Annotated in this window: 18 protein-coding genes; 12 read left to right on the plus strand and 6 right to left on the minus strand. The window is 64.5% G+C overall.

The genetic code is table 11. From position 1 onward, the window contains the following. Positions 1 to 143: 143 nt before the first annotated feature. The 7 genes from AC50X7_RS09240 (at position 144) to AC50X7_RS09270 (ending at position 9,165) form a co-directional block, all read left to right on the plus strand. A complete protein-coding gene (locus AC50X7_RS09240; protein ID WP_494978731.1) occupies positions 144 to 1,514 on the plus strand; it encodes a pectate lyase family protein in 1,371 nt (456 codons plus the stop codon). Further along, positions 1,514 to 3,391, plus strand: a complete 1,878-nt coding sequence (locus tag AC50X7_RS09245; RefSeq protein ID WP_494978732.1) for a pectinesterase family protein — start codon at positions 1,514 to 1,516, stop codon at positions 3,389 to 3,391. The genes AC50X7_RS09240 and AC50X7_RS09245 overlap by 1 nt, the downstream gene beginning before the upstream one ends. A 149-nt stretch (positions 3,392 to 3,540) precedes the next feature. Next, positions 3,541 to 4,659 carry a histidinol-phosphate transaminase gene (locus AC50X7_RS09250; protein ID WP_494978733.1) on the plus strand — a complete coding sequence of 373 codons (1,119 nt, stop codon included), beginning with the start codon at positions 3,541 to 3,543 and terminating at the stop codon, positions 4,657 to 4,659. A 150-nt stretch (positions 4,660 to 4,809) separates the two neighbouring features. Next, positions 4,810 to 6,075, plus strand: a complete 1,266-nt coding sequence (gene pdhA, locus AC50X7_RS09255) for a pyruvate dehydrogenase (acetyl-transferring) E1 component subunit alpha (RefSeq protein ID WP_494978734.1) — start codon at positions 4,810 to 4,812, stop codon at positions 6,073 to 6,075. Continuing rightward, positions 6,075 to 7,055 carry an alpha-ketoacid dehydrogenase subunit beta gene (locus tag AC50X7_RS09260; RefSeq protein ID WP_494978735.1) on the plus strand — a complete coding sequence of 327 codons (981 nt, stop codon included), beginning with the start codon at positions 6,075 to 6,077 and terminating at the stop codon, positions 7,053 to 7,055. Before pdhA ends, AC50X7_RS09260 begins: the two co-directional genes overlap by 1 nt. 7 nt (positions 7,056 to 7,062) lie before the next feature. Continuing rightward, positions 7,063 to 8,535, plus strand: a complete 1,473-nt coding sequence (locus AC50X7_RS09265; protein WP_494978736.1) for a dihydrolipoamide acetyltransferase family protein — start codon at positions 7,063 to 7,065, stop codon at positions 8,533 to 8,535. A gap of 12 nt (positions 8,536 to 8,547) precedes the next feature. Continuing rightward, positions 8,548 to 9,165 carry a phosphatase PAP2 family protein gene (locus AC50X7_RS09270; RefSeq protein WP_494978737.1) on the plus strand — a complete coding sequence of 206 codons (618 nt, stop codon included), beginning with the start codon at positions 8,548 to 8,550 and terminating at the stop codon, positions 9,163 to 9,165. Between the two features lie 11 nt (positions 9,166 to 9,176). Here AC50X7_RS09270 and AC50X7_RS09275 read toward each other — a convergent pair whose 3' ends face one another. From AC50X7_RS09275 to AC50X7_RS09300, 6 genes are all read right to left on the minus strand, one after another. After that, a complete protein-coding gene (locus AC50X7_RS09275) occupies positions 9,177 to 9,512 on the minus strand; it encodes a hypothetical protein (RefSeq protein WP_494978738.1) in 336 nt (111 codons plus the stop codon). A gap of 153 nt (positions 9,513 to 9,665) precedes the next feature. Then, a complete protein-coding gene (locus AC50X7_RS09280; RefSeq protein ID WP_104043756.1) occupies positions 9,666 to 10,094 on the minus strand; it encodes a universal stress protein in 429 nt (142 codons plus the stop codon). 49 nt (positions 10,095 to 10,143) lie between these two features. Then, on the minus strand, positions 10,144 to 11,436 hold the full coding sequence (locus tag AC50X7_RS09285; RefSeq protein ID WP_494978739.1) for an aminotransferase-like domain-containing protein: 1,293 nt from the start codon (positions 11,434 to 11,436) through the stop codon (positions 10,144 to 10,146). 86 nt (positions 11,437 to 11,522) lie between these two features. After that, positions 11,523 to 12,287: a GerMN domain-containing protein gene (locus tag AC50X7_RS09290; RefSeq protein WP_494978740.1), complete on the minus strand. Its 765-nt coding sequence runs from the start codon at positions 12,285 to 12,287 to the stop codon at positions 11,523 to 11,525. Between the two features lie 166 nt (positions 12,288 to 12,453). Next, complete coding sequence (gene ligD, locus AC50X7_RS09295) at positions 12,454 to 13,698, minus strand: non-homologous end-joining DNA ligase (RefSeq protein ID WP_494978741.1); 1,245 nt, start codon at positions 13,696 to 13,698, stop codon at positions 12,454 to 12,456. Positions 13,699 to 13,828: 130 nt separating this feature from the next. Further along, complete coding sequence (locus tag AC50X7_RS09300) at positions 13,829 to 14,386, minus strand: NAD(P)H-dependent oxidoreductase (protein ID WP_494978742.1); 558 nt, start codon at positions 14,384 to 14,386, stop codon at positions 13,829 to 13,831. A 127-nt stretch (positions 14,387 to 14,513) separates the two neighbouring features. Between AC50X7_RS09300 and AC50X7_RS09305 the strand changes: the two genes are divergently transcribed. The 5 genes from AC50X7_RS09305 (at position 14,514) to AC50X7_RS09325 (ending at position 21,456) form a co-directional block, all read left to right on the plus strand. Beyond that, a complete protein-coding gene (locus AC50X7_RS09305; protein WP_494978743.1) occupies positions 14,514 to 15,122 on the plus strand; it encodes a TetR/AcrR family transcriptional regulator in 609 nt (202 codons plus the stop codon). A gap of 353 nt (positions 15,123 to 15,475) precedes the next feature. Continuing rightward, positions 15,476 to 16,459: an ABC transporter permease gene (locus AC50X7_RS09310; protein ID WP_307097674.1), complete on the plus strand. Its 984-nt coding sequence runs from the start codon at positions 15,476 to 15,478 to the stop codon at positions 16,457 to 16,459. 2 nt (positions 16,460 to 16,461) lie between these two features. Then, complete coding sequence (locus AC50X7_RS09315; RefSeq protein ID WP_494978744.1) at positions 16,462 to 17,451, plus strand: ABC transporter permease; 990 nt, start codon at positions 16,462 to 16,464, stop codon at positions 17,449 to 17,451. Beyond that, entirely contained in the window at positions 17,448 to 19,685 is a 2,238-nt protein-coding gene (locus AC50X7_RS09320) for an ABC transporter ATP-binding protein (protein WP_494978745.1), read from the plus strand. The genes AC50X7_RS09315 and AC50X7_RS09320 overlap by 4 nt, the downstream gene beginning before the upstream one ends. A gap of 49 nt (positions 19,686 to 19,734) precedes the next feature. After that, a complete protein-coding gene (locus tag AC50X7_RS09325; protein ID WP_494978746.1) occupies positions 19,735 to 21,456 on the plus strand; it encodes an ABC transporter family substrate-binding protein in 1,722 nt (573 codons plus the stop codon). Positions 21,457 to 21,546: the final 90 nt, after the last annotated feature.

Consider the following 21,546-nt stretch of genomic DNA (forward strand, 5'->3'; position numbering starts at 1 on the left):
AGAAAAGAGGCTGTCAAAAATCAACTGAACCCTTGACAGGTAGAAACCGTTTTCCCATAGTTGAGAAATCGCTTTCCACAGATGCCGTCCGTTTCCCGCGCCGGCACCGAAGCGTGGTTCATTCCAATGGAGGAAGAGAGATCATGCGTCAAAAGATGCCATTAGCGCCCGTATCGGTCGCGGCGGCCATCGCCGTATCCCTGCTCGCAGTCCCTGCCCATTCGTCAGCAGCTCCCTCGCCACAAGCGGACCCAACAGCCCAGACCGCCCGCCAGGTTCTTGAACGCCAGGTACTCGCACCCAATGACGGCTGGGCAGCCCTGGGAGCCGGCACCACCGGCGGCTCGGCGGCATCGGATGACCGGATTTACGACGTCTCCAATAAGGGACAACTTCTTGCCGCCCTCGCCACTGGCAGCGAACCCAAAATTATCAGGGTCCATGGTGACATTGCCGCCAACGCTCGCGCGGACGGCTCACCCATCAGCTGTGAAGACTACGCCAGCGGTACCGGTTACTCACTCGCCCAGTACCTTTACGACTTCGACCCGGTCCGGTACGGAACTGCGAAGGAGCCGGAGGGCCCACAGGAGAATGCCCGGCGGCTGGCGGCATCCAAGCAGGCCGCCGCAATCCGCTGGGACATCCCCAGCAACACCACCATCGTGGGTGCCGGCCCGGACAGCAGCATCACGGGTGCAGCCCTGAGGGTCAACGGCGCCGAAAACGTCATCTTCCGGAACCTTGCGGTTCGGGACGCTGCCGACTGCTTCCCGTCGTGGGACCCCACGGACGGTGCCACCGGTAACTGGAACAGCGAGTATGACCTGCTGCAGATCATCAACGGCTCAAAGCACGTCTGGGTGGACCACTCACACTTCACCGATGAGCCCAACCTGGACAGCGCCCAGCCCAGCTACTTCGGCAGGCCGTACCAGGTCCATGACGGAGCAGTGGACGTCACCAACGGCTCGGACCTGGTGACGATGTCCTACAACCGGTTCTCGGAGCACGACAAACTCCTGCTCATCGGGTCCACGGACTCCACCAACCGAGGAGATGCCGGCAAGCTGCGGGTAACCATCCACCACAACGTATTCGAGAACGTCGGCCAGCGGGCACCCCGCGTCCGCTTCGGCCAGGTGGATGTTTACAACAACCACTTCCAAACCACCACCGATTCGGAAATCCCGTATGGGTACACCTTCGGTGCCGGTGTTGAATCCCACCTGTACGCCGAGGCCAATGCCTTCACCCTCCCGGCGGATATTCCGGTGGATTCCCTGATCTCCTACTTCAAGGGGAAGGTCATCAGCACCAGCGGAAATGCGGTCAACGGCAAGATCGTTGACCTTCGCGCCGCCTATAACGCTGCCGCGCCTGCTGACAGGCAGTTGGGTGCCGACGATACCTGGACGCCAGTGCTGCGGACGCACGTAAACGCAGCCCAGGCTGTTCCCGCCCTCCTGGCGGACGCCGTCGGGCCCGTCTTCGCGGCGGGGGATGCTCGCTGATGCGCCGTTTCGAACCCAGCCGCCGCTCGATGCTGGCGGCAGTGGCCACGGGAGCCCTCACTGCTGCCGCAGGGCTCGCCGGTCCCGGGGCTGCGCGCTCGGAGGCCACGGACGGGTCCGCAGCGGTACCACCGCAGGGCCGCACCAGGCCGATAATTTTCGTGGTGGGCGATTCCACGTCCTCCGCCTACCAGCACTCCGAACGTCCGCGGGCCGGCTGGGGGCAGGCGCTCCCGTTGCTGCTGGGGCCACAGGCCGACGTTTTCGACTACGCCTGGTCCGGCGCTTCGTCCAAGAGCTTCGCGGACGCCGGCCTGCTGGACGAGGTGGTGGCCCTCCTCCAGCCGGGCGACTACCTGCTCATCTCCTTCGGGCACAACGACGAGAAGGTTGAAGACCCGGCCAGGGGCACCGACCCGCAGACCACCTTCAAGGAGTATTTGCAGAAGTACATCGATGGCGCCGAGGGCCGTGGCGCGAAGGCTGTACTGGTAACGCCGGTGGAACGCCGCCGGTTCAGCGCCCTTGGCGTGGCCCAGGACTCCCATGGTGCGTACCCCCAGGCAGTGCGGGAACTCGCAGCTGCCACCGGCACCCCGCTTGTGGACCTCACCGCGTTCTCCAAGGGCCTCTGGCAGAAGCTCGGCGCCGAGGGAACCAAGTCGCACTTCCTATATGCCTCGCCGGGCCAGTATCCGCAGTACCCGCAAGGCGTGACCGACAATACGCATTTCCAGGCGGAGGGGGCCCTGGCCGTGGCCCGGCTGGTTGCCTCGGAACTCCGGTCACAACAGACACTGCCGCCTGGGTACTTCCAGCACCTCGACGCCAGACTGGACGCCATCGCCGGCATCTACTGGCCAAGCGAACGGCCCGTGGATAAGCCCGTTGTTATTGACGTGGGCAAGGGGCAGGCGTTCCCGACCGTGCAGGCGGCCATAGACGCGGTGCCCGAAGGCAGCACCCGCCGGACCCACATCCGGATCCAGCCAGGCATCTACCGGGAGGCCATCAGGGTGCCGGCCAGCAAGCCCAGAATCTCGTTCTTGGGGCAGGGGGAGAGGGCGGAGGGTGTTGTGTTGGTTTACAACAACGCCTCCGGCACACCCAGGCCGGATGGCACCGGACCCTATGGGACGGGCGGAAGTGCCAGCGTACGGATTGACGGGCCGGACTTTACGGCTGCAAACCTCACGTTCAGCAACGACTTTGACGAGGCCGCCAACCAGGACATGAAGAACCGGCAGGCAGTGGCACTCTTCCTGACGGGAGACCGTGCAGTTCTGAGCAACGTCCGGTGCCTGGGCAACCAGGACACGCTGCTGGTTGATTCACCGTCCCGCGGGGTGCAGGCGCGGTTTTTCTTCCGCGACTGCTATATCGAAGGCGACGTGGACTTGATCTTCGGCCGGGGCACGGCGGTCTTCTCCGGAACCGAAGTCCGCTCCCTGGACCGCGGATCAAGCAGCAACAACGGCTACGTGTCGGCCGGCAGCCTGAATATTGGAACCAAGCACGGGTATCTGTTCACGGGCTGCCGCTTTGTGTCCGACGCTGCACCGGGATCCGTCCACCTCGGCCGGCCCTGGCACCCCAGCGGTGACGTGGACGCCATCGCCCAGGTGCTGATCCGGGATTCCTGGCTGGATGCGCACATTTCCAGCGCTCCGTGGACAGACATGGGCGGGTTCTCCTGGCGGGAAGCCCGGTTCCACGAGTTCAACAACAACGGCCCGGGGTCCCGTGTCACCGCCGACAGGCCGCAGCTTGAACCGGCACTGGCGAAGGAGTTCACCCTGGAGGCCTACCTCCACGGAACCGACGGCTGGGCTCCCCAGCTGGGGGGCACCCGGGCAGACAGCACCCCGCGGGTGTAGGGAGGCCCTGGCTGGCAAGGTGGAAGGAACAGGTGGGTGGACGGGTGCAGCGCCGGTCCACCCACCACCGGCACAGTGCGTGCCGTGGACTGCAGTTCGGGCGGGAATGCCGCGTTACGCAGTGCAGCCGGAGAAGTAGGCTGGTCTCCATGACGTCATCAGAGACCCTCGCCGGGGGCATCCAGCCGCGCCCTGTGGTGGCAAAGCTGCCCCGCTACGCCGCCGGCAAGCCGCCTGTCGCCGTGGACGGACTGGCCAGTTACAAGCTGTCCTCGAATGAAAACCCGCTGCCCCCGATCCCTGCGGTCGTTGAGGCAATCGCGCAGCAGACAGATTTCAACCGCTACCCGGATCCTCTGAGCAGCAGGCTCCGCACAGAGCTGGCCGCATTCCTCGATGTTCCCGCCAAGGACATCGTCACTGGCGCCGGCAGCCTGGGGGCTTTGAACCAGCTGCTGGCCGCATTCGCAGGGCGGAACGAAGATGGCAAACCCGATGAGGTGGTTTACGCGTGGCGCTCCTTTGAGGCGTATCCCATCAGCGTTGGTCTTTCGGGTGCGGAGGGTGTCCCCGTTCCCCTGGCTGCCGGCGGCCGCCACGACCTCAAGGCGATGGCTGCGGCAGTAACAGCCCGCACCAAGGTGATCCTCCTCTGCACGCCAAACAATCCCACGGGCCCTGCGCTGACAGCCGCCGAGACAGAGGCGTTTATCCGCTCTGTGCCGGCAGGTGTGGTGGTGGTGGTTGACGAGGCCTACCAGGAGTTCGTGCGGGACGCGGAGGCGGCGGATGGGATTGCGCTCTACCGCAAGTACCCCAACGTGGTTGTGCTCCGGACCTTCTCGAAGGCCCACGGGCTTGCCGGCCTGCGGGTTGGCTACAGCATCTCCAATCCCGGGTTGACCCAACACCTTAGGGTCGCTGCCACGCCGTTCGCCGTGTCGCAGATTGCAGAAACTGCCGCAATTATTTCCCTGCAGAATTACCCGCAAGTTGTAGAGAGGGTACAAAAACTTGTGGATGAGCGGGAACGCGTTACGGCGGGGCTCAGGAACCTGGGCTGGGCTGTTCCGGACGCACAGGGCAACTTCGTTTGGCTGGACCTTGGAGCCGACAGCGCCGGATTCGCAGAGCAGGCGGCCACGCAGGCCTTGTCCGTCAGGGCGTTTCCCGGGGAGGGAGTGCGGGTAAGCGTCGGCGAGACCGAAGCAAATACGCGGTTCCTCAAGCTGTGTGCGAACTATACAAAGGCCCCACGCGGTTCCTAGCACTTAACAAGTATCCCCGCGCTTACTTACTGAAGATAAAGTTAGGATCAGTAAGCCATTATATATGCCGCAGCCGGAATCTATTCCTTTTGCGGCATATATCCCAGCGACATTGCATCCGCATCCGGATGCGGCAAGCAAGGAGACGGTATGGGCACACATCTGCCTGCCACCGAGTTCGACGGAACAGCTGTAGACGACCAGCGCGAGGCTGATGCCGAAGCCATCATGGGCGAACCCCCGGCGCAGATGGTCCAGCTCCTCGGCCCTGACGGGAAACTCGGCTTTGATCCCGTCTTCACCGGATACGCCGAAAAACTCACCCCGGAGAAACTCCAGGGACTCTACGCTGACATGGCTGCCATCCGCCGCTTCGACGTCGAAGCCACCGCCTTGCAGCGCCAGGGCCAGTTGGCGCTCTGGGTTCCGTTGACCGGCCAGGAAGCAGCCCAAATCGGTTCGGGCCGTGCCAGCCAGCCACAGGACTACATCTTTCCCACTTACCGGGAACACGGCGTCGCCCTGACCCGCAATGTGGACCTGGCCGAGCTCCTGCGCCAGTTCCGCGGGGTCTCCAACGGCGGCTGGAACCCCAAGGACACCAACTTCCACCTGTACACGCTGGTCCTGGCGGCGCAGACGCTTCACGCAGTGGGCTATGCCATGGGCATCCAGCGGGATCAGAAGCTGGCCGCCGCCAACGCCGCCGCCTCCGGCGCGTCCACTTCAGAACCGGACGCTGCAGTTATCGCCTACTTCGGGGACGGCGCGAGCTCCGAGGGGGACGTCCACGAATCCATGGTGTTTGCGTCCTCCTACAACGCCCCCGTGGTGTTCTTCTGCCAGAACAACCACTGGGCCATCTCCGTTCCCACCAACGTGCAAACGCGGGTGCCGCTGTCCAACCGGGCCAAGGGCTACGGCTTCCCCGGCATCCGCGTGGACGGCAACGACGTCATTGCCGTGCACGCCGTCACCGAATGGGCGCTGGAGCACGCACGCCAGGGCAAAGGCCCCGTCCTGATCGAGGCCTTCACCTACAGGGTGGGTGCGCATACGACGGCGGACGATCCCACGAAATACCGCGAGTCAGCGGAGGAGGACGCCTGGCGGGCCAAGGATCCGCTGGTACGCCTGGAGAAATACCTGCGTGCCGAAGGCCTGGCGGACGAAGCGTTCTTCGCCAAGGTCAAAGCCGAAGGTGACGAGCTCGCAGCTTATGTCCGGCGCACCACACACGACCTTGAAACGCCGGATATCCGGTCCGCCTTCGCCAACACCTACGTGGAGGCCCACCCCCTGGTGGCAGAGGAGCTGGCCTGGTTTGAGGAGTACTCGGCGGGTTTTGCAAACGAAGGGCAGACAGAAGAACGGCAGGCAGTAACAGCCCCGGCGTCCCAAGAGGCAGGCCACTGATGACCACCATGACCATCGCAAAGGCCATCAATGAGGGCCTGCGCGCAGCATTGACGGACAACCCGAAATCCCTGCTGATGGGCGAAGACATCGGCGCCCTGGGCGGCGTGTACCGGGTGACGGACGGGCTGATCCGCGAGTTTGGCCCGGACCGCGTGGTGGACACCCCGCTCGCAGAGTCCGGCATCATCGGCACCGCGATCGGCCTCGCACTGCGCGGCTACACGCCGGTATGCGAGATCCAGTTCGACGGCTTTGTTTTCCCGGGCTTCAACCAGATCACCACCCAGCTGGCCAAAATGCACGCGCGCAGCAACGGCAACCTCACCGTTCCAGTGGTCATCCGCATCCCCTATGGCGGAGGCATCGGCTCCGTTGAGCACCATTCGGAATCCCCGGAAGCGCTCTTCGCCCACACGGCAGGCCTGCGCATCATCACACCGTCCAACCCGCATGATGCCTACTGGATGATCCAGCAGGCTGTGGAGTGCCAGGATCCGGTGATCGTTTTCGAGCCCAAGCGCCGCTACTGGCTCAAGGGTGACGTTGACGTCCAGTCACCGGGCCGGGCGGATAACCCTTTCAAGGCCCACGTTCTCCGGTCGGGGACGGACGCCACTATCGTGGCCTATGGCCCGCTGGTTCCGGTGGCCCTGGCTGCTGCCAACGCGGCGGAGGAGGACGGACGCAGCGTTGAGGTCATTGACCTGCGCTCCATCTCGCCCCTCGATTTCGATACCGTCACCGCCTCCGTGGAAAAGACCGGGCGCCTGATCGTGGCCCACGAGGCGCCCACGTTCGGCGGTATCGGCGGTGAAATCGCGGCCCGGATCAGCGAGCGGGCTTTCCATTCCCTGGAGGCGCCCGTGATCCGCGTAGGTGGCTTCCACATGCCCTATCCCGTTGCCAAGGTGGAGGAAGATTACCTTCCGGACATCGACCGCATCCTCGAGGCGCTGGACCGCGCCCTTTCCTACTGAGGACACCATGACTCTCAACAAGTTCAACCTGCCTGACGTAGGCGAGGGCCTCACCGAGGCGGAAATTGTCTCCTGGAAGGTCAAGCCCGGTGACGCCGTCGCCATCAATGACGTCCTGTGCGAGATCGAAACTGCCAAGTCGATCGTGGAACTGCCGTCCCCCTTTGCCGGGACCGTCACGGATCTGCTGGTCCCGGAAGGGGTGACCATCGACGTCGGCACGGCCATCATCAGCGTCAGCGATGACGTCGCGGGCGATCCCACGCCGGCGGACGTGCGGGCCCCGGAGACCCCGGTGCAGCCGCTCTACGGCAAGTTGCCGGCAGAAAATGAAGCGCCCGACGCCGGCTCAACAGACAGTGCCCTGGCCGGCGGTCCGCTCGTGGGCTCGGGTCCCAAGGCCGACGCCGTCAAGCGCCGCCCGCGGAAGGCGGCACCTGCCGCCGGTTCCCTGACGGTCAACGCTCCCGAGGTGGAGCCTGTCCAGCCCCACACGCCGGCCGAGGTGGCGACGCCTGACGAGGCCCGGTCCGCCGAAGCGATGGACAACCGGCCCACCTTTGGTGGGGCCATCACCGGCCTCGTGAACAAGGTCCTGGCCAAGCCGCCGGTCCGCAAGATCGCCCGCGACCTCGGCATCGACCTCGCAGACGTGGTGGCAACCGGCCTGCGCGGCGAGGTGACGCGCGAGGACCTGGTCAGCTACCAGGCCCAGCGCGACGCAGAGCTGGACAAGGCGGACGGGTTTTGGGGCAAGGCAGGAAAGCCGCAGGACCAGCGGATAGAACGGATCCCCGTCAGGGGCGTCCGCAAGGCCACGGCGAAGGCGATGGTGGAGTCGGCATTTTCGGCACCCCACGTGAGCATCTTTGTGGACGTGGACGCCAGCCGCACTATGGAGTTCGTCAAGAGGCTCAAGTCCTCCCGCGACTTCGAAGGCATCCGGGTATCTCCGCTGCTCATCCTCGCCAAGGCCGTTATCTGGGCGGCCGCGCGGAACCCCAGCGTCAACGCCACCTGGGTGGACAACGGCGAAGGCACCGCCGAAATCCAGGTCAAGCACTACATGAACCTGGGAATCGCAGCGGCCACTCCCCGCGGCTTGATGGTCCCGAACATCAAGAACGCCCAGGACCTCTCCCTGAAGGAGCTGGCGTTGGCCCTGAACAACCTCGCCACCACCGCCAGGGCTGGAAAGACACAGCCCGCGGAGATGCAGGGCGGCACGCTCACCATCACCAACATTGGGGCCCTGGGCATCGACACAGGTACGCCGATCATCAACCCCGGCGAGGTGGCGATCGTCGCCTTCGGAACCATCAAGCAGAAGCCCTGGGTCCTGGACGGCGAAGTGATTCCCCGCTGGATCACCACCCTTGGCGGCTCGTTCGACCACCGCGTGGTGGACGGGGACCTGTCCGCCCGCTTTATGGCCGACGTCGCCGCCATCCTGGAGGAACCGGCACTGCTGCTGGACTAGGAAACCGACAACATGGTGATGAACGCCGGCGCCATTCGTGCCAAAAACAGGACAGCCAGGTGGATCACGGAGACGCTCCAGCCACCAGTGGTGGTCAGCGTGCAGCTGTTGATCAGCCCGCTGACCCAGGCCGGCTTTCCCGGAACCATGGCCTACGGTGCGTTGGCAGCCCTGTTCGTCTGCGTGATCCCGCTGTTGCTGCTGCTGGTCCTGGTGAAACTGGGTAAAGTCACCGACCATCACGTCAGCGACCGCAAGCAGCGGGCACCAGTGCTGCTGATGGCGCTGGCCTCCATCGCGGCCGGACTGCTGGTCCTGAATGCTGTCGGGGCTCCGCAAAGCGTTGTGGCCATGGTTCTTGGTGTGGTGGGCGGCGTGGTGGTCCTGGCAGCCGTCAGCCCGTTCTGGAAAATCAGCGGGCACGCCGCCGCCATATCCTCGTCCGCTGTGATTGCGGTTCTGATGCTCGGAGCGCCGTGGCTTCCGTTGCTGCTGCTCATCCCCGCCGTCGGCTGGTCCCGGGTGGTGCTGCGCGCCCACACGGTGGCGCAGGTGGTTGCCGGCTCGTTGTTCGGCGGCGTGGTGATGGCCGGGATCTGGTGGGTCCTGCAGGGCTGGATGGTCTCCTAACCCACGGAGGCCTAATAGATGGTGTAGGCCGAGAGCATCTCAATAGTGGTTGGATCCGTCATTGATCCGAGCGCAACCGCTGCTGTCACCATCAATGCACCCATTCCCGCGGCCACCGCCCCGCAGACGGCCAGAATCTTCCAGTCTTCACGCAGTACGCTGCCCACCGTGGCGGGAAGTTCGAGGCCCGGGGCAATGAGGTTCGGTGCGCTGTCAACGGTCCCGTCGTCCAGCAGCGCCACCACCCTGCCGCTGCTGCGGTCAACGCGCATGGAACAGATGTGGTTTCCGTGGCGGGCCAGGAGGATGTCGTGCCCTACGAGCTGGCGGCGCTGGAGAGTTATCAATGGAGCCCCTTGAAAATGGTGAATGCCGGATGTCCGCACCATTGAGGGCTTATCCAATTTTATCCCCGGCTTCAGCTCCAAAAACCCTGCCTTGAGGGTGAGAACGGACACCATGGGGCGGGAGAATGCCGCCCCATGGTGACCTTGTCCGTGCTAGTCGGCGTCGTAGGTGTTGGCGATGTAGACGTCGCAGGGAGCGTTGTGGGCCACGCTGTTGGCAACGCTGCCGAGGACGCGCCCGATGCCCTGCATCCTGCGGTTTCCCACCACGATGATGCGGGCCTCCATCCGGAGGGCCTCCTTGATGAGGGCGTCCGCCGGGCGGCCGCGGGCTGCCGAGTAGGTCACCTTGATGTCCCGGCCGAGGGAATCCGCGACGGTGCGCGCTACGTGCTCGGCGGCATCGGCGTCGGACACAATCCACTGGTCGCTGCCGCTGCCGAAGACCTCGGTGCGGTCGCTGTCGAAGGCTGAGACCACGTGAAGCGAAGCGCCCAGTGCTGCGGCCAGGTCCCGGGCGGACTCCGCTGCCTTCTTGGCCGTACCGCTGCCGTCAACCCCTACAACGATGATTCCGCTCATGTGTTGCTCCTTTGCTTTGTGTGTGCGGCTTAAGTCAGTGAGCCCAAGGCTACAGCTCCGCTATGGCTTCCCGCAGTACCGGCGCCAGGCGCCGAACGCCTTCGGTGATGGCTTCCGGCGGCACAGCGCTATAGGCCAGGCGCAGCTTGTTGGACGGCTCGTCCGACGGCGTGAAAGCCGCTCCGGGGATAAACACCACGCCGGCGTCGATCGCCTTTTGCAGCAATGGGTAGGTGTCCACCCCTTCCGGGAGCGTCACCCAGACGAAAAATCCGCCTTCCGGGCTGGTCCAGCTGGTCCCGGCAGGCATGTGGGCCTTAAGGGCTGCGAGCATGGCGCGGCACCTCTCTGCGTACAGTCCGCGGTACGTTTCGATTTGGCCCCGCCAGTCAAAGTCGCGCAGGTAGGCAGATACCAGCATTTGGTTGAGTGCAGGCGGGCACAGGGTCACAGCTTCCGCTGCCAGGTAGTAGCGGCGCTGCAGGTGCTCGGGCACCAGGGCCCAGCCGATGCGAAGGCCGGGGGCGAAGATCTTCGAGAAGGACCCCATGTAGATGACGTCCCCGGGGTTGCCGGCGCGCAGTGGTGCCAGTGGTTCGCCATCAAAACGCAGGAGGCCGTAAGGGTTGTCTTCAAGGATAAGAATATTCGCCTTACGGCATATGTCTACCACCTGCTGCCGCCGCTCGCGGGCGAGGGTGATTCCGGAGGGATTGTTGAAGTTGGGGATGGTGTACAGGAACTTCACGCTCTTGCCAGCCAGTTGCAGGGCCGCGATCTTTGCCTCAAGGAGATCCGGAACCAGGCCGTCCCCGTCCATCTCCACTGTTTCAACCTGCACCTGGTAGGCCTCGAAGGTGTTCAGCGCGCCCACATACGTGGGGTCCTCCACCAGCACCACGTCCCCGGGATTGCAGAAAACCTTGGTGGCGACGTCCTGGGCTGACTGCGACCCTGCCGTAATCACCACGTTTTGGGGCAGCGCGTCCTCGATGCCCTCGGCGGCCATCACCTCGCAGATCTGGGCGCGAAGCTCCTCCGTGCCTTGGCCTCCGCCGTACTGCAGGGCCGTCAGTCCGTCCTCGGCAATGATGGCTGCTGCGGTGCTCGCAAGCCGGTCAAGGGGGAGGGACTGCAGGTAGGGGCTTCCACCTGCAAGGGAAACCAGCCCGGGGCGCAAAGATATCTCGAAGACATCCCTGACGGCGGACTGCCGGATGTTGGCGGCACGCTCTGAGAAGAGTTCCTCATGGCGGTGGGCGGACGTCGCCGCCCGTTCGATGGCGTCAATGGCTTCGGCAGGCAGCGTCCGTGCTGCGGCGTCGAGTGTCTCGTGGCTCACAACAAACAGGATACAGCCGAGTGTTGCTGCTGAGGCAACAGCCGTTGAGTCACCATGCACGCCCGGTACCTGCGATGGTCGAACGGTCAGTCCAGCCTCAGGGCATCAGCCAGGGTCAGCCCGTTGACATAGATTTCCGCCCGGATTGCCCCCACCGCCGAAACCGCAGTATGGGTCAGCTGCGCTTCCACCCGAGGAAGGTCGCAGACCCCTCCCATGCTGAGCGTTCCGGCGAGGTACACCGTGACGGTGGTGCCGTCGAAACTTCCGGACAGAAACTTCAGGTCGGATTCCGAAAGTGCGTTATAGACCTCCGGCGGCTGCTGTGACTGTTCTGGCTCAGCCTGCGCGTCCAGCAGGGCGCGAACGGCAGCAGCCAGCGCATCCTCCCCGGCCGAACTGGTGTGGGCAACCCCCACCAGGCTGTCATTGCAGCCGAACCGCACCCCGTTGCTGCCGCCGTCGTCCAGGAGTACGTAGTAGGCGGTCACAGTTTGCGGTCCTGCCACCTTGCCTGATGGAGCCGGCGGGGAAGGAAGGGGATCCTCGGACGCCGGTACTTCCGGCGCAGGGGCTGTGGCCGTGCCAACTGGTGCGGTCTCGGCCGGGGTCGCGGGTGCACCGCCCTGGGTCTCCGGGGCCGGGGGCGTGACTGCCGTTCCGGGCGGCGGCGCCTGCGGCTGGGGAGCGGGGACAGGGGCCGCGGCTGCCGGGGTGGGGGTGGTGCGGGCGTCAACGAGGGGCGGCGCCGAGGAGGGCGGTGTGTCCTGGGGAGGTGGGGTGACGCAGGCGGCCGCCCACAGTGGAAGTGACAGCGCGGATGCCACCATCACAGCGCGCACCCCCGCCATCCGCCTTCCAGCCGTTGGCCTTTTTGCCATTGCTGCACCGCAATCCCGTCCCGGTACCTCCGTGGATTAACGTTACGGCTGGCCGGTCTGCCAAAGGATGTCCGCCAGGTACCGGTTGGGACAAGAGTTGGTCACGGCAGCACCACCCGGGCGCGCGCCACGTGACTCAGGATCCGGGGCGGCCCGGCCACTCCTTGCCCGCCCAAGGGTCATAGTCTGAAATGAGTTCCTCCTGTGCGGGACGGTCGGCATCGGGGATGTGCTGCAGGTTTACCCGGACCCGGTACCAGAGCGAACTCGACCCGCGCATTCCGTCCACGAGCACGTCCGCGGGGTGCAAGGCGGGGATCAGGTCCGTATGCCTGGACTTCCATTCGTCGAGCGCCGCGAGTGCCTCGGGTTTGGTTTTGGTGCGTGCCACCTCGATGAGGGGCATCGCTGACTGCCGGCGGCCGGAGCCGTCACCGCTGCGCGGGGCTTTTTCCGCAGGGCCCAACGCGGCTGCCAGTGCGAGGAGGCCATCCAGTGTGCCCACGGCTTCGTTGATGCCGGCATGCGGGTCCCCAACGTCCGTGAAGCGTCCGGGTACCGTACGCACCGTGAACTGATCGGGACGGGCGGAGCGCACTTCGTCCCACGAAAGGGGCGTCGAGACCCGGGCATCGGGGAGGGCCCGGACGGAATAGGCGGATGCTACGGTGCGGTCCTTCGCGTTCTGGTTGAAGTCGACAAACACACTCTCGCCGCGCTCCTCCTTCCACCACCGGGCGGTGGCGAGGCCGGGCGCGCGGTTCTCGACTTCGCGGGCGAGGGCCTCGGCGGCGAGCCGTACGTCGCGGTAGGACCAGTGCGGCGCGATGCGCACCAGGATGTGGAGTCCCCGGGAGCCGCTTGTTTTCGGCCAGCCCACCAGTCCCATGTCGTCGAGCACCTCCCGGGCCACATAGGCGACATCCACGATCTGTGACCAGTCAACCCCCGGCATCGGATCGAGGTCCACCCGAAGTTCGTCAGGATGGTTCAGGTCCTCTGCCCGGACGGGGTGTGGGTTGAGGTCGAGGCAGCCCAGATTCACCACCCACGCAAGGCCTGCGGAGTCCCGGATAACGGCCTCCTCGGCTGACGTTCCGGACGCGTAGTGGAGCGTTGCAGTGTCGATAAATTCGGGGCGGTTCTCGGGCACGCGCTTTTGGAAGAACGGTTCGGCGTCGATGCCCTTCGGGAAACGCTTGAGCACCATGGGCCGCCCGCCGGCGCCGCGCAACGCACCGTCCGCGACCGCGAGGTAGTAGCGCACCAGGTCCAGCTTCGTGAGCCCGGGTTCCGGGAACACCACCTTGTCCGGGCTTGAGATGCGGACCTCTTCGCCGTTGATGTCGAGGATCTCGGCCGGGGTCTTCGAGGGGCTCATTCCGTCACGCTAGCAACGATTGAATGTCACAGCCAGAGCACGGCTGATGCCCGCGTTCCCCGCGGACCAAGGGTCCTCGGACACAGCGGTGCCCGGCACGGTTTTCCGCGCCGGGCACCGGGAAGTCCGTTTAGGCGGCAGGCTGGGCAGCTGTGAGGGCATCGAAAACGCCCTTGATCTGCTCCACAACCTCTGCGTCGTCCTTCGGGTGGAGTTCAGCGAAGCGCACCATGGAACCCGGCACTGCGAGCTTGACGTCCTCAAGGATCTGCGCCCCGGCAATTCCTGCTGCCTTGCGTGCCTCGTCCTGGGCCCACACTCCGCCGTACTGGCCGAACGCGGTGCCGACGACGGCGGTGGGCTTGCCGGCGAGGGCACCGGCGCCGTAGGGCCGGGACAGCCAGTCGATGGCGTTCTTCAGCGCGGCGGGGACCGTGCCGTTGTGCTCGGGGGTGACCAGGAGGAGCGTGTCGGCGTCGTTGGCTGCGGCGCGCAGGGCGGCAGCGGCCACGGGAACCTGGCCTTCGACGTCGATGTCCTCGTTGTAGAAGGGGATGTTTCCCAGGTTCTCGTGGATGACAACATCCACCTGCTCCGGTGCGTTCAGCTGGATGGCTTCCGCCAGCTTCTGGTTGGTGGACTCGGCGCGGAGGCTGCCGACGAGGGTGAGTACGGTGCTCTTGGTCATGGGAACTCCTGGGGTAGGGGCGGCGGGAGGGGTCCGCCGGCGGGTGACAGCTGAGGCTTGTTCGTGCCTTCACCTATCTAAACGGACTACGGTCCGCTTCTTATTCCCGGGGTCTAGAATGTGGAATGTGAGCTTCATCCCAATGCGCCCCCGACTATCCCCGGGCGAGGCGGTGGAACGCAGCGACGCCGCGCGGAACCGGGAGCGCCTGCTCGAGGCAGCCCGCGATCTGATCGGCGAATGCGGGGCAGAAGCCCTCACCATGGACCGGCTCGCCGAGCATGCCGGGGTGGGCAAAGGCACAGTATTCCGCCGCTTTGGCAGCCGGGCCGGACTTATGCTTACCCTCCTGAGCGAATCCGAGGCTGCCTTTCAGGCGCGCTTTATGTTCGGGCCGCCGCCTTTGGGGCCAGGTGCGCCGGGGCTGGAACGCCTCGTTGCTTTCGGCATTGAACGGATTGCCTACGTTATGGAGTTCGGCGACCTGGTCCTCGCCGCTGAGAACGCCTCAAGGGGCCGGGTTGAAGTACCGGCCGCTGCCCTGTGGTACCGCCATATCGAGGTGCTGCTCACGGAGGAAGGCTTTGTGGCGGACCCCTGGCTGATGGCGCGTTCCCTGGGGGCCACGCTGGCTCCGGACCGGCTCCTGAACCTGGCACGGGTGCACGGCGTGGATGCTGACCGCCTCAGTGACTCCTGGAAGGAGCTTGTTACACGGGTTGTCACCGCCGCGTAGGTCACGCCGAACGGATTCTTTCCGGTTGGTCACACTGAATTTACAGAATTATTCATAACGATCTGATACGGGCGGGTGGGTTTAACCACAACGGGCCCGTTTCGGCTAGCGGCTTGTGATAGTTTCCTCTGGAATGTGACCCGCGACATAGTCCACAAGGGCCAGGCCTTTAAAAGGCTGCGGGAGCCAGCTATCCGCTGGCAAGGACCCGGTGAGGCGGCACAACCCCCGCTGACCCGGGGATAACGGAAGGATCCAGCACGTGATTGTTGATTTGCCCAACAGCCTGGCCCCCCTGCTGACACCGCGGGGTCTTACCGTTCAGCTGCCGGCGGCGAAGTAAAACCAGCGCCATGCTCAGGTACCTCGCGAAGCGCGGCATCACGTACGTTTTTATGATCTTCCTGACCACCTCGGCAGGATACTTCCTGGCGGTGAGCTCCCTCAAGCCCGCGCTGCTTGAACAGGAACGTATTCCCCGGCCCACCCCCGAGCAGGTGGCCAACTCGATGCGCCTCAAGGGCCTGGACCCGGACCTGAGCCCGTGGGAGCGTTACGTGGAATGGCTTACCGCCATCGTCACCCGCTGGGACTGGGGCCGCAGCCCGAACGGTGCCTTCATCAACGCGGAGTTCGGGGACCGGGTATGGATTTCCACCCGGCTCTTCCTGGCCTCCATCATCCTGACGCTAGTCATCGGAGTGGCACTCGGGGTCTATTCGGCAGCGCGGCAGTACAAGGTCCAGGACCGTGTCATCACGTCCTACAGCTACCTCGCCTACATCGTGCCTGCCCCCATCGCGTACTTTCTGGTGCAGTTGGGCGCCATCAACATCAACGAAACGGTGGGGGAGCGCATCTTCTTCGTCACCGGCATATCCACCCCCGGCATGGAACCGGGCTGGGCGCAGTTCGTGGACATGCTGGCGCACTACGCTGTCCCAACCATTGCCATCACGCTGGTGGGCTGGGGCTCGTACCAGATTGCGCAGCGGCAGTACCTCCTGGATAACGTCAACGCAGACTTTGTCCGGACGGCACGCGCCAAAGGACTCACCCGCAACCAGGCGATTTCCCGGCATGCCCTGCGGGTCTCGTTCATTCCGGTGGCTCAAAGCATTGCCTTCACCATCCCGGCCATTTTTGCCGGCGGCTTCTTCGCGGAGAAAATTTTCGCCTGGCCCGGGGTGGGCTCCTGGAGCATCGACGCCATTTCGCTCCAGGACGTCAACGCCGCCACTGCCACGCTGGCCTACGGTTCCGTTATCTTCGCCCTGGGGGCCATCCTGGCGGACTTCGCCACCACGCTTGTTGACCCGAGAGTGCGGGTGCAGTAGAAATGACCAACCTCAATGCCGTAGACCCGGCCGCCGTCGCACAGGACTCGCACCTGGATAACGCCGACGTCATCATCGGCAAGAACACCATTATCTTCCGCCGCTTCATGCGCAATAAGACGGCCGTGGCGGGCCTTGCCATCTTCCTTGCCCTCACCGTCTTCTCCTTTGTTGGCGGCTACTTCACCCAGTGGGACAAGGAGACTATCGATCCGTTCAACATCGGTATGCCTCCCTCCGCGGAGCATTACCTCGGAACGTCCCAGGCAGGCATCGACCTGTACGCCATGACGGTGGAAGGCACCAGGATCTCCATCCTGATCGGGCTGATCGTGGGCCTTGTGTCCGTCCTCATTGCCGCTGTCTACGGCTGCACCATGGCCTACTTCGGCGGCAAGGTGGACAAGGTGATGCTCTTCATCCTTGAAGCGCTCATCATGATGCCCGCACTGCTGGTGGTGGCGGTTGCCACCAGCGGCGGAGGGGAAGGCCTGAAGCGGGACCTGCCCTCCTGGCTGCTGCTGATCATCGTGCTGCTGGTCTTCAGCTGGATGGGCACCGCCAGGCTGATCCGGTCGCTGTCCATGTCCCTGATGCAGCGCGACTACGTAAAGGCCGCCCAGTACATGGGTGTCCCTCCGCGCCGGATCGTCTGGCGGCACCTGGTTCCCAACATCGGTTCCCTGCTGGTCCTGGACATCACCCGCGGCGTTACCGGCGCCGTCCTTGCGGAGGTGGCCTTCTCCTTCATCGGAATCGGCATCAAAGTTCCGGACGTCAGCCTGGGTGTCCTCATTGGCGGCGCCACGTCGCAGGTGCAGACCTTTCCCTGGATGTTCTGGGTGCCGTTGACTGTGATGTTCCTGCTTACGGGGTCGCTGGCCATGATGAATGACGGCCTGCGCGACGCTTTCGACCCCAGCTCCAGCTCAAGCGGCAGCGCCAAGAAACGCAGAGCCCTCAAGACCCGAGCCAAGGGGAAGTCCTCATGAGCAGCAACCTTGACGCCGGGCCCGCCGGGCAGCCCCAGTCAGCCGTCGAACGGCTGCACGTCGCCGGGCTGCACGCCCCTACGGATGCAGTCCTGTCCGTCCGGGATCTGAATGTCCGCTTCAACACCGAGAACGGCGTGGTCCACGCAGTCCGTGGTGTTGATTTTGACCTCCTGCCCGGTAAGACGCTGGGCATCGTGGGTGAATCGGGTTCCGGCAAATCCGTTACGTCCCTGGCCATCATGGGACTCCTGCCCGTCACGGCTGAGGTTTCAGGGTCCGTCCGGCTTAGAGGCAAGGAGCTGCTGGGCCTCACCGACAAAGCAATGTGCGGGTACCGCGGCAACGATCTCGCCATGGTCTTCCAGGACCCGCTGTCATCCCTGACGCCGGTGTACACCGTGGGCACCCAGATCGTGGAAGCACTCACCATCCACAATCCCACGATGAGCAAGCAGGCCAAAGAAGCCCGCGCCGTCGAACTCCTGGCAATGGTGGGCATTCCCAGCCCCAGGGACAGGCTGAGGGCCTTCCCGCACGAGTTCTCCGGCGGCATGCGCCAGCGCGTTATGATCGCCATCGCGATCGCGAACAATCCGCGCGTCCTCATCGCTGATGAGCCGACGACGGCGCTGGACGTCACCATCCAGGCCCAAGTGCTGGAGGTGCTGCATACCGCGCAGGAGGAGACGGGCGCCGCCGTCGTCATGATCACCCATGACCTGGGCGTGGTGGCCGGGATGGCGGACGACATCATGGTGATGTACGCGGGCAAGCCCGTGGAGACAGGGGCGGTGGATGACATCTACTACAACCCGCGGATGCCGTACACCATGGGCCTGCTCGGTGCCGTGCCGCGCGTGGACGTTGCGCAGAAGTCGTCGCTGATTCCCATTGAGGGCATGCCGCCCAACCTGATTCATACGCCCACCGGCTGCTCGTTTGCGCCCCGCTGCCCGCTGGCCTCCGACGCCTGCCTGGACGGCGAGCCTGCGCTGGCGCCGGTACCCGGAAGCGCCCTTCACCGTGCCGCCTGCATCAAGTCCGGGGCCTTGGGGGGCGAAGTGGACGTCCATGACGTCTTCTCCGCTCCGCCGCTGCCGGTGTCCCGTTTTGATGCCATTCCACGCGGGGAGCGCTCGGCTGTCCTGCAGCTCAAGGATGTGCGCAAGCACTTTCCCCTGACCAAAGGCGCACTGCTCAAGCGCAGGATCGGCACCGTCAAGGCCGTGGACGGCGTCACCTTCGACATCCGCGAAGGCGAGTGCTTCTCCATCGTGGGCGAGTCCGGTTCCGGAAAGACCACCACCCTGCTGGAAATCATGGAGTTCCACAAGGACCAGGACGGCGAGGTGGTGATAGGCGGCATCAGCAACAAGCAGGCGGCCGATGCCAGGACCAAAGCCGCCATGCGCCGCGAGCTCCAGATGGTGTTCCAGGATCCCACCGGTGCGCTGGACCCGCGGTTCACGGTGTACGAGGTGCTCGCCGAACCGCTCCAGAACGCGGGGATGGACAAGCAGGCCATTAAGAAGCGCATCATGGAACTGATGAAGCTGGTGGGCCTGCAGCCGGACCACGTCAACCGCTTCCCCAACCAGTTTTCCGGCGGACAACGCCAGCGCGTCGGCATCGCCCGTGCCCTGGCCGTGAACCCGAAGCTGGTGGTCCTGGACGAGCCTGTCTCCGCCCTTGACGTTTCCGTTCAGGCCGGCGTCATCAACCTCCTGGACAAGCTCCGTGCCGAGCTGGGCCTCAGCTACCTCATGGTGGCGCACGATCTCTCCGTGGTCCGGCACATATCCAACCGCGTTGCCGTGATGTACCTGGGCAAAATCGTGGAAGTCGGTGAAGTGGACCGGGTGTTCGATAACCCCCGCCACCCCTACACCCGGGCCCTGCTCTCGGCAATCCCGGTGCCGGACCCGCAGGTGGAGCGGACCAGGGAACGGATTATCCTGCGGGGAGACCTGCCGTCACCGCTGGACGCCCCAAAGGGCTGCAACTTCGCCACCCGTTGCCCCGTCTTCGCTGCCCTGCCGCCGGCTAAGCAGGAAAAGTGCCTCACCCTGGAACCGCCACTGGAACCGGTGGCACCCTCGGCAGCGGCCCCGGCCCTCGCCGCGCATCCGCTGCCGGTCCTGGACCAGCGCTTCGCCTGCTTCTTCCCCGACGGGGAACTGGACGAGGACATGCTGGTAGTCCACGAATCGACGGACCACCATGCACCTTAAGTTTTTTCGACCCACCAGCATCACCACCCGCACCAACGAAGGGAACACCATGAGGAATCTGAACAAGATCGGCGGAGCGGCAGCCATTGCTGCGGCTCTGGCGCTGACGGCCTGCGGCGGCGGCGGTGGCGGGGCCACCGGGCCGGAAACGGCCAAGGGCCAGGAGGCAGGCAGCGACCTGTCCAAGCTCATCAGCGTCAATGAGAAGCCCGCAGCTGATCTTGAACAGGGCGGTAAGGTCACCCTGCCCCTGGGCAACATCGGCCCGGACTTCAACGGCTTCTCCAACAACGGCAACAGCGCAGACAACTCCGCGTTGATGGCCCCGATGAATCCTGTTGCGGTTTCGGGCGGCGGCATCGGCGGCTGCTGGAAGGTCGACTTCGAGGGCAAGGCCACGCCCAACAAGGACTTCTGCGAGGAGGTCAAGAACGAAGTCAAGGATGGTAAGCAGACCATCACCATCAAGGTCAACGAAAAAGCCACGTACAACGACGGCACCCCCATTGACGTCAAGGCTTTCAAGAACACCTGGAACATCCTGAAGAGCCCCGATGCCGGTTACGACATCGTCACTTCCGGGTCGTACGAATTTGTTGAATCCGTAGAGGCCGGCAGCAGCGACAAGGAAGTCATCGTCAAGACCAGCCGGCCGGTGTATCCGCTGGAGGACCTCTTCTTTGGCCTGATCCACCCCGCCGTCAATACGCCGCAGATCTTCAACGAGGGCTTCAACGGCGAACTTCACCCGGAGTGGATGGCGGGCCCCTTCAAGCTGGACCAGTACGACACCGCAGCCAAGACCGTTAGCCTGGTTCCCAACGAAAAATGGTGGGGCACCAAGCCGGTCCTGGAAAGCGTCGTCTTCCGTCAGCTGGAGACGAGCGCCCAGATTGCCGCTTTTAAGAACGGCGAGATCGACGGCGTGTCAGCCAACACCGTCTCCCTCTACAAGCAGTTGGAAGGCACCAAAGACGCTGAGGTCCGCCGCGGCCAGCGCCTGTTCGCCGGCGGCTTGAACCTGAACGCCCAACGCATCACCGACGTTGCAGTCCGCAAGGCGATCTTCGCGGCAGTGGACCGTGAGGCCCTGCGCAAGGTGCGCTTCAACGGCCTGAACTGGGAAGAGCCCAGCTCCGGCTCCATGATGCTGCTGCCCTTCTCGGAGTACTACCAGGACAACTACCCCGTGAAGGAAACCGGTCCGGATGCTGCCAAGAAGGTATTGACGGACGCCGGCTACACCGCGAATGCCAACGGCATCATGGAGAAGGACGGCAAGCCCGCCGCCTTCAAGATCAGCAATTTCGGTGACGATCCCACCACCCTCGCCTTCGCCCAGACCCTGCAGAAGCAGCTCCAGGCCGGTGGCATGGATGTTGGCATCGACCAGCGCGCCTCTGCCGATTTTGGCAAGGTCCTCGGTGCACGGGAGTTCGACATGAGCGTCTCCGGCTACACGGTAGGTGCGGATGCAACGTCCGCCGTCAAGCAGTACTACGACTCCAAGACCAACGAGAACCAGCTGGGCGACGCCGAACTGGACAAGAAGATCGCTGACCTCGCATCCATCGAGGACAACGCCGAGCGCAACAAGGCAGCCATGGAGGTTGAGAAGGAGCACATGGCGAAGTACTACTCCATGGGCGTGGTCATGAACGGCCCGCAGATCTCCTTCGTCCGCACCGGCCTGGCGAACTACGGCCCCTCCCTGTTCCAGAGCCTGTCCCAGGTTCCGGACTGGACCACCCTCGGCTGGGAAAAGAAGTAACAGCCCGCGCTGACTAGGTTCAGCTGAATACAGGCAACACGGCTAGGCCGGCATCTCCTGGAACACCAGGGGATGCCGGCCTTCGCCGTA

Source organism: Pseudarthrobacter sp. Hb11 (assembly GCF_059383655.1).

Excerpts from the sequence above, each read along its gene's own strand:
- AC50X7_RS09315 (WP_494978744.1), top strand. The coding sequence starts at position 16,462 with ATGACCAACCTCAATGCCGTAGACCCGGCCGCCGTCGCACAGGACTCG.
- ligD (WP_494978741.1), bottom strand. The coding sequence starts at position 13,698 with ATGAGCCCCTCGAAGACCCCGGCCGAGATCCTCGACATCAACGGCGAA.
- AC50X7_RS09250 (WP_494978733.1), top strand. The coding sequence starts at position 3,541 with ATGACGTCATCAGAGACCCTCGCCGGGGGCATCCAGCCGCGCCCTGTG.
- AC50X7_RS09280 (WP_104043756.1), bottom strand. The coding sequence starts at position 10,094 with ATGAGCGGAATCATCGTTGTAGGGGTTGACGGCAGCGGTACGGCCAAG.
- AC50X7_RS09265 (WP_494978736.1), top strand. The coding sequence starts at position 7,063 with ATGACTCTCAACAAGTTCAACCTGCCTGACGTAGGCGAGGGCCTCACC.
- AC50X7_RS09300 (WP_494978742.1), bottom strand. The coding sequence starts at position 14,386 with ATGACCAAGAGCACCGTACTCACCCTCGTCGGCAGCCTCCGCGCCGAG.
- AC50X7_RS09245 (WP_494978732.1), top strand. The coding sequence starts at position 1,514 with ATGCGCCGTTTCGAACCCAGCCGCCGCTCGATGCTGGCGGCAGTGGCC.
- AC50X7_RS09290 (WP_494978740.1), bottom strand. The coding sequence starts at position 12,287 with ATGGCGGGGGTGCGCGCTGTGATGGTGGCATCCGCGCTGTCACTTCCA.
- AC50X7_RS09325 (WP_494978746.1), top strand. The coding sequence starts at position 19,735 with ATGAGGAATCTGAACAAGATCGGCGGAGCGGCAGCCATTGCTGCGGCT.
- AC50X7_RS09270 (WP_494978737.1), top strand. The coding sequence starts at position 8,548 with ATGGTGATGAACGCCGGCGCCATTCGTGCCAAAAACAGGACAGCCAGG.
- AC50X7_RS09310 (WP_307097674.1), top strand. The coding sequence starts at position 15,476 with ATGCTCAGGTACCTCGCGAAGCGCGGCATCACGTACGTTTTTATGATC.
- AC50X7_RS09260 (WP_494978735.1), top strand. The coding sequence starts at position 6,075 with ATGACCACCATGACCATCGCAAAGGCCATCAATGAGGGCCTGCGCGCA.
- pdhA (WP_494978734.1), top strand. The coding sequence starts at position 4,810 with ATGGGCACACATCTGCCTGCCACCGAGTTCGACGGAACAGCTGTAGAC.
- AC50X7_RS09240 (WP_494978731.1), top strand. The coding sequence starts at position 144 with ATGCGTCAAAAGATGCCATTAGCGCCCGTATCGGTCGCGGCGGCCATC.
- AC50X7_RS09320 (WP_494978745.1), top strand. The coding sequence starts at position 17,448 with ATGAGCAGCAACCTTGACGCCGGGCCCGCCGGGCAGCCCCAGTCAGCC.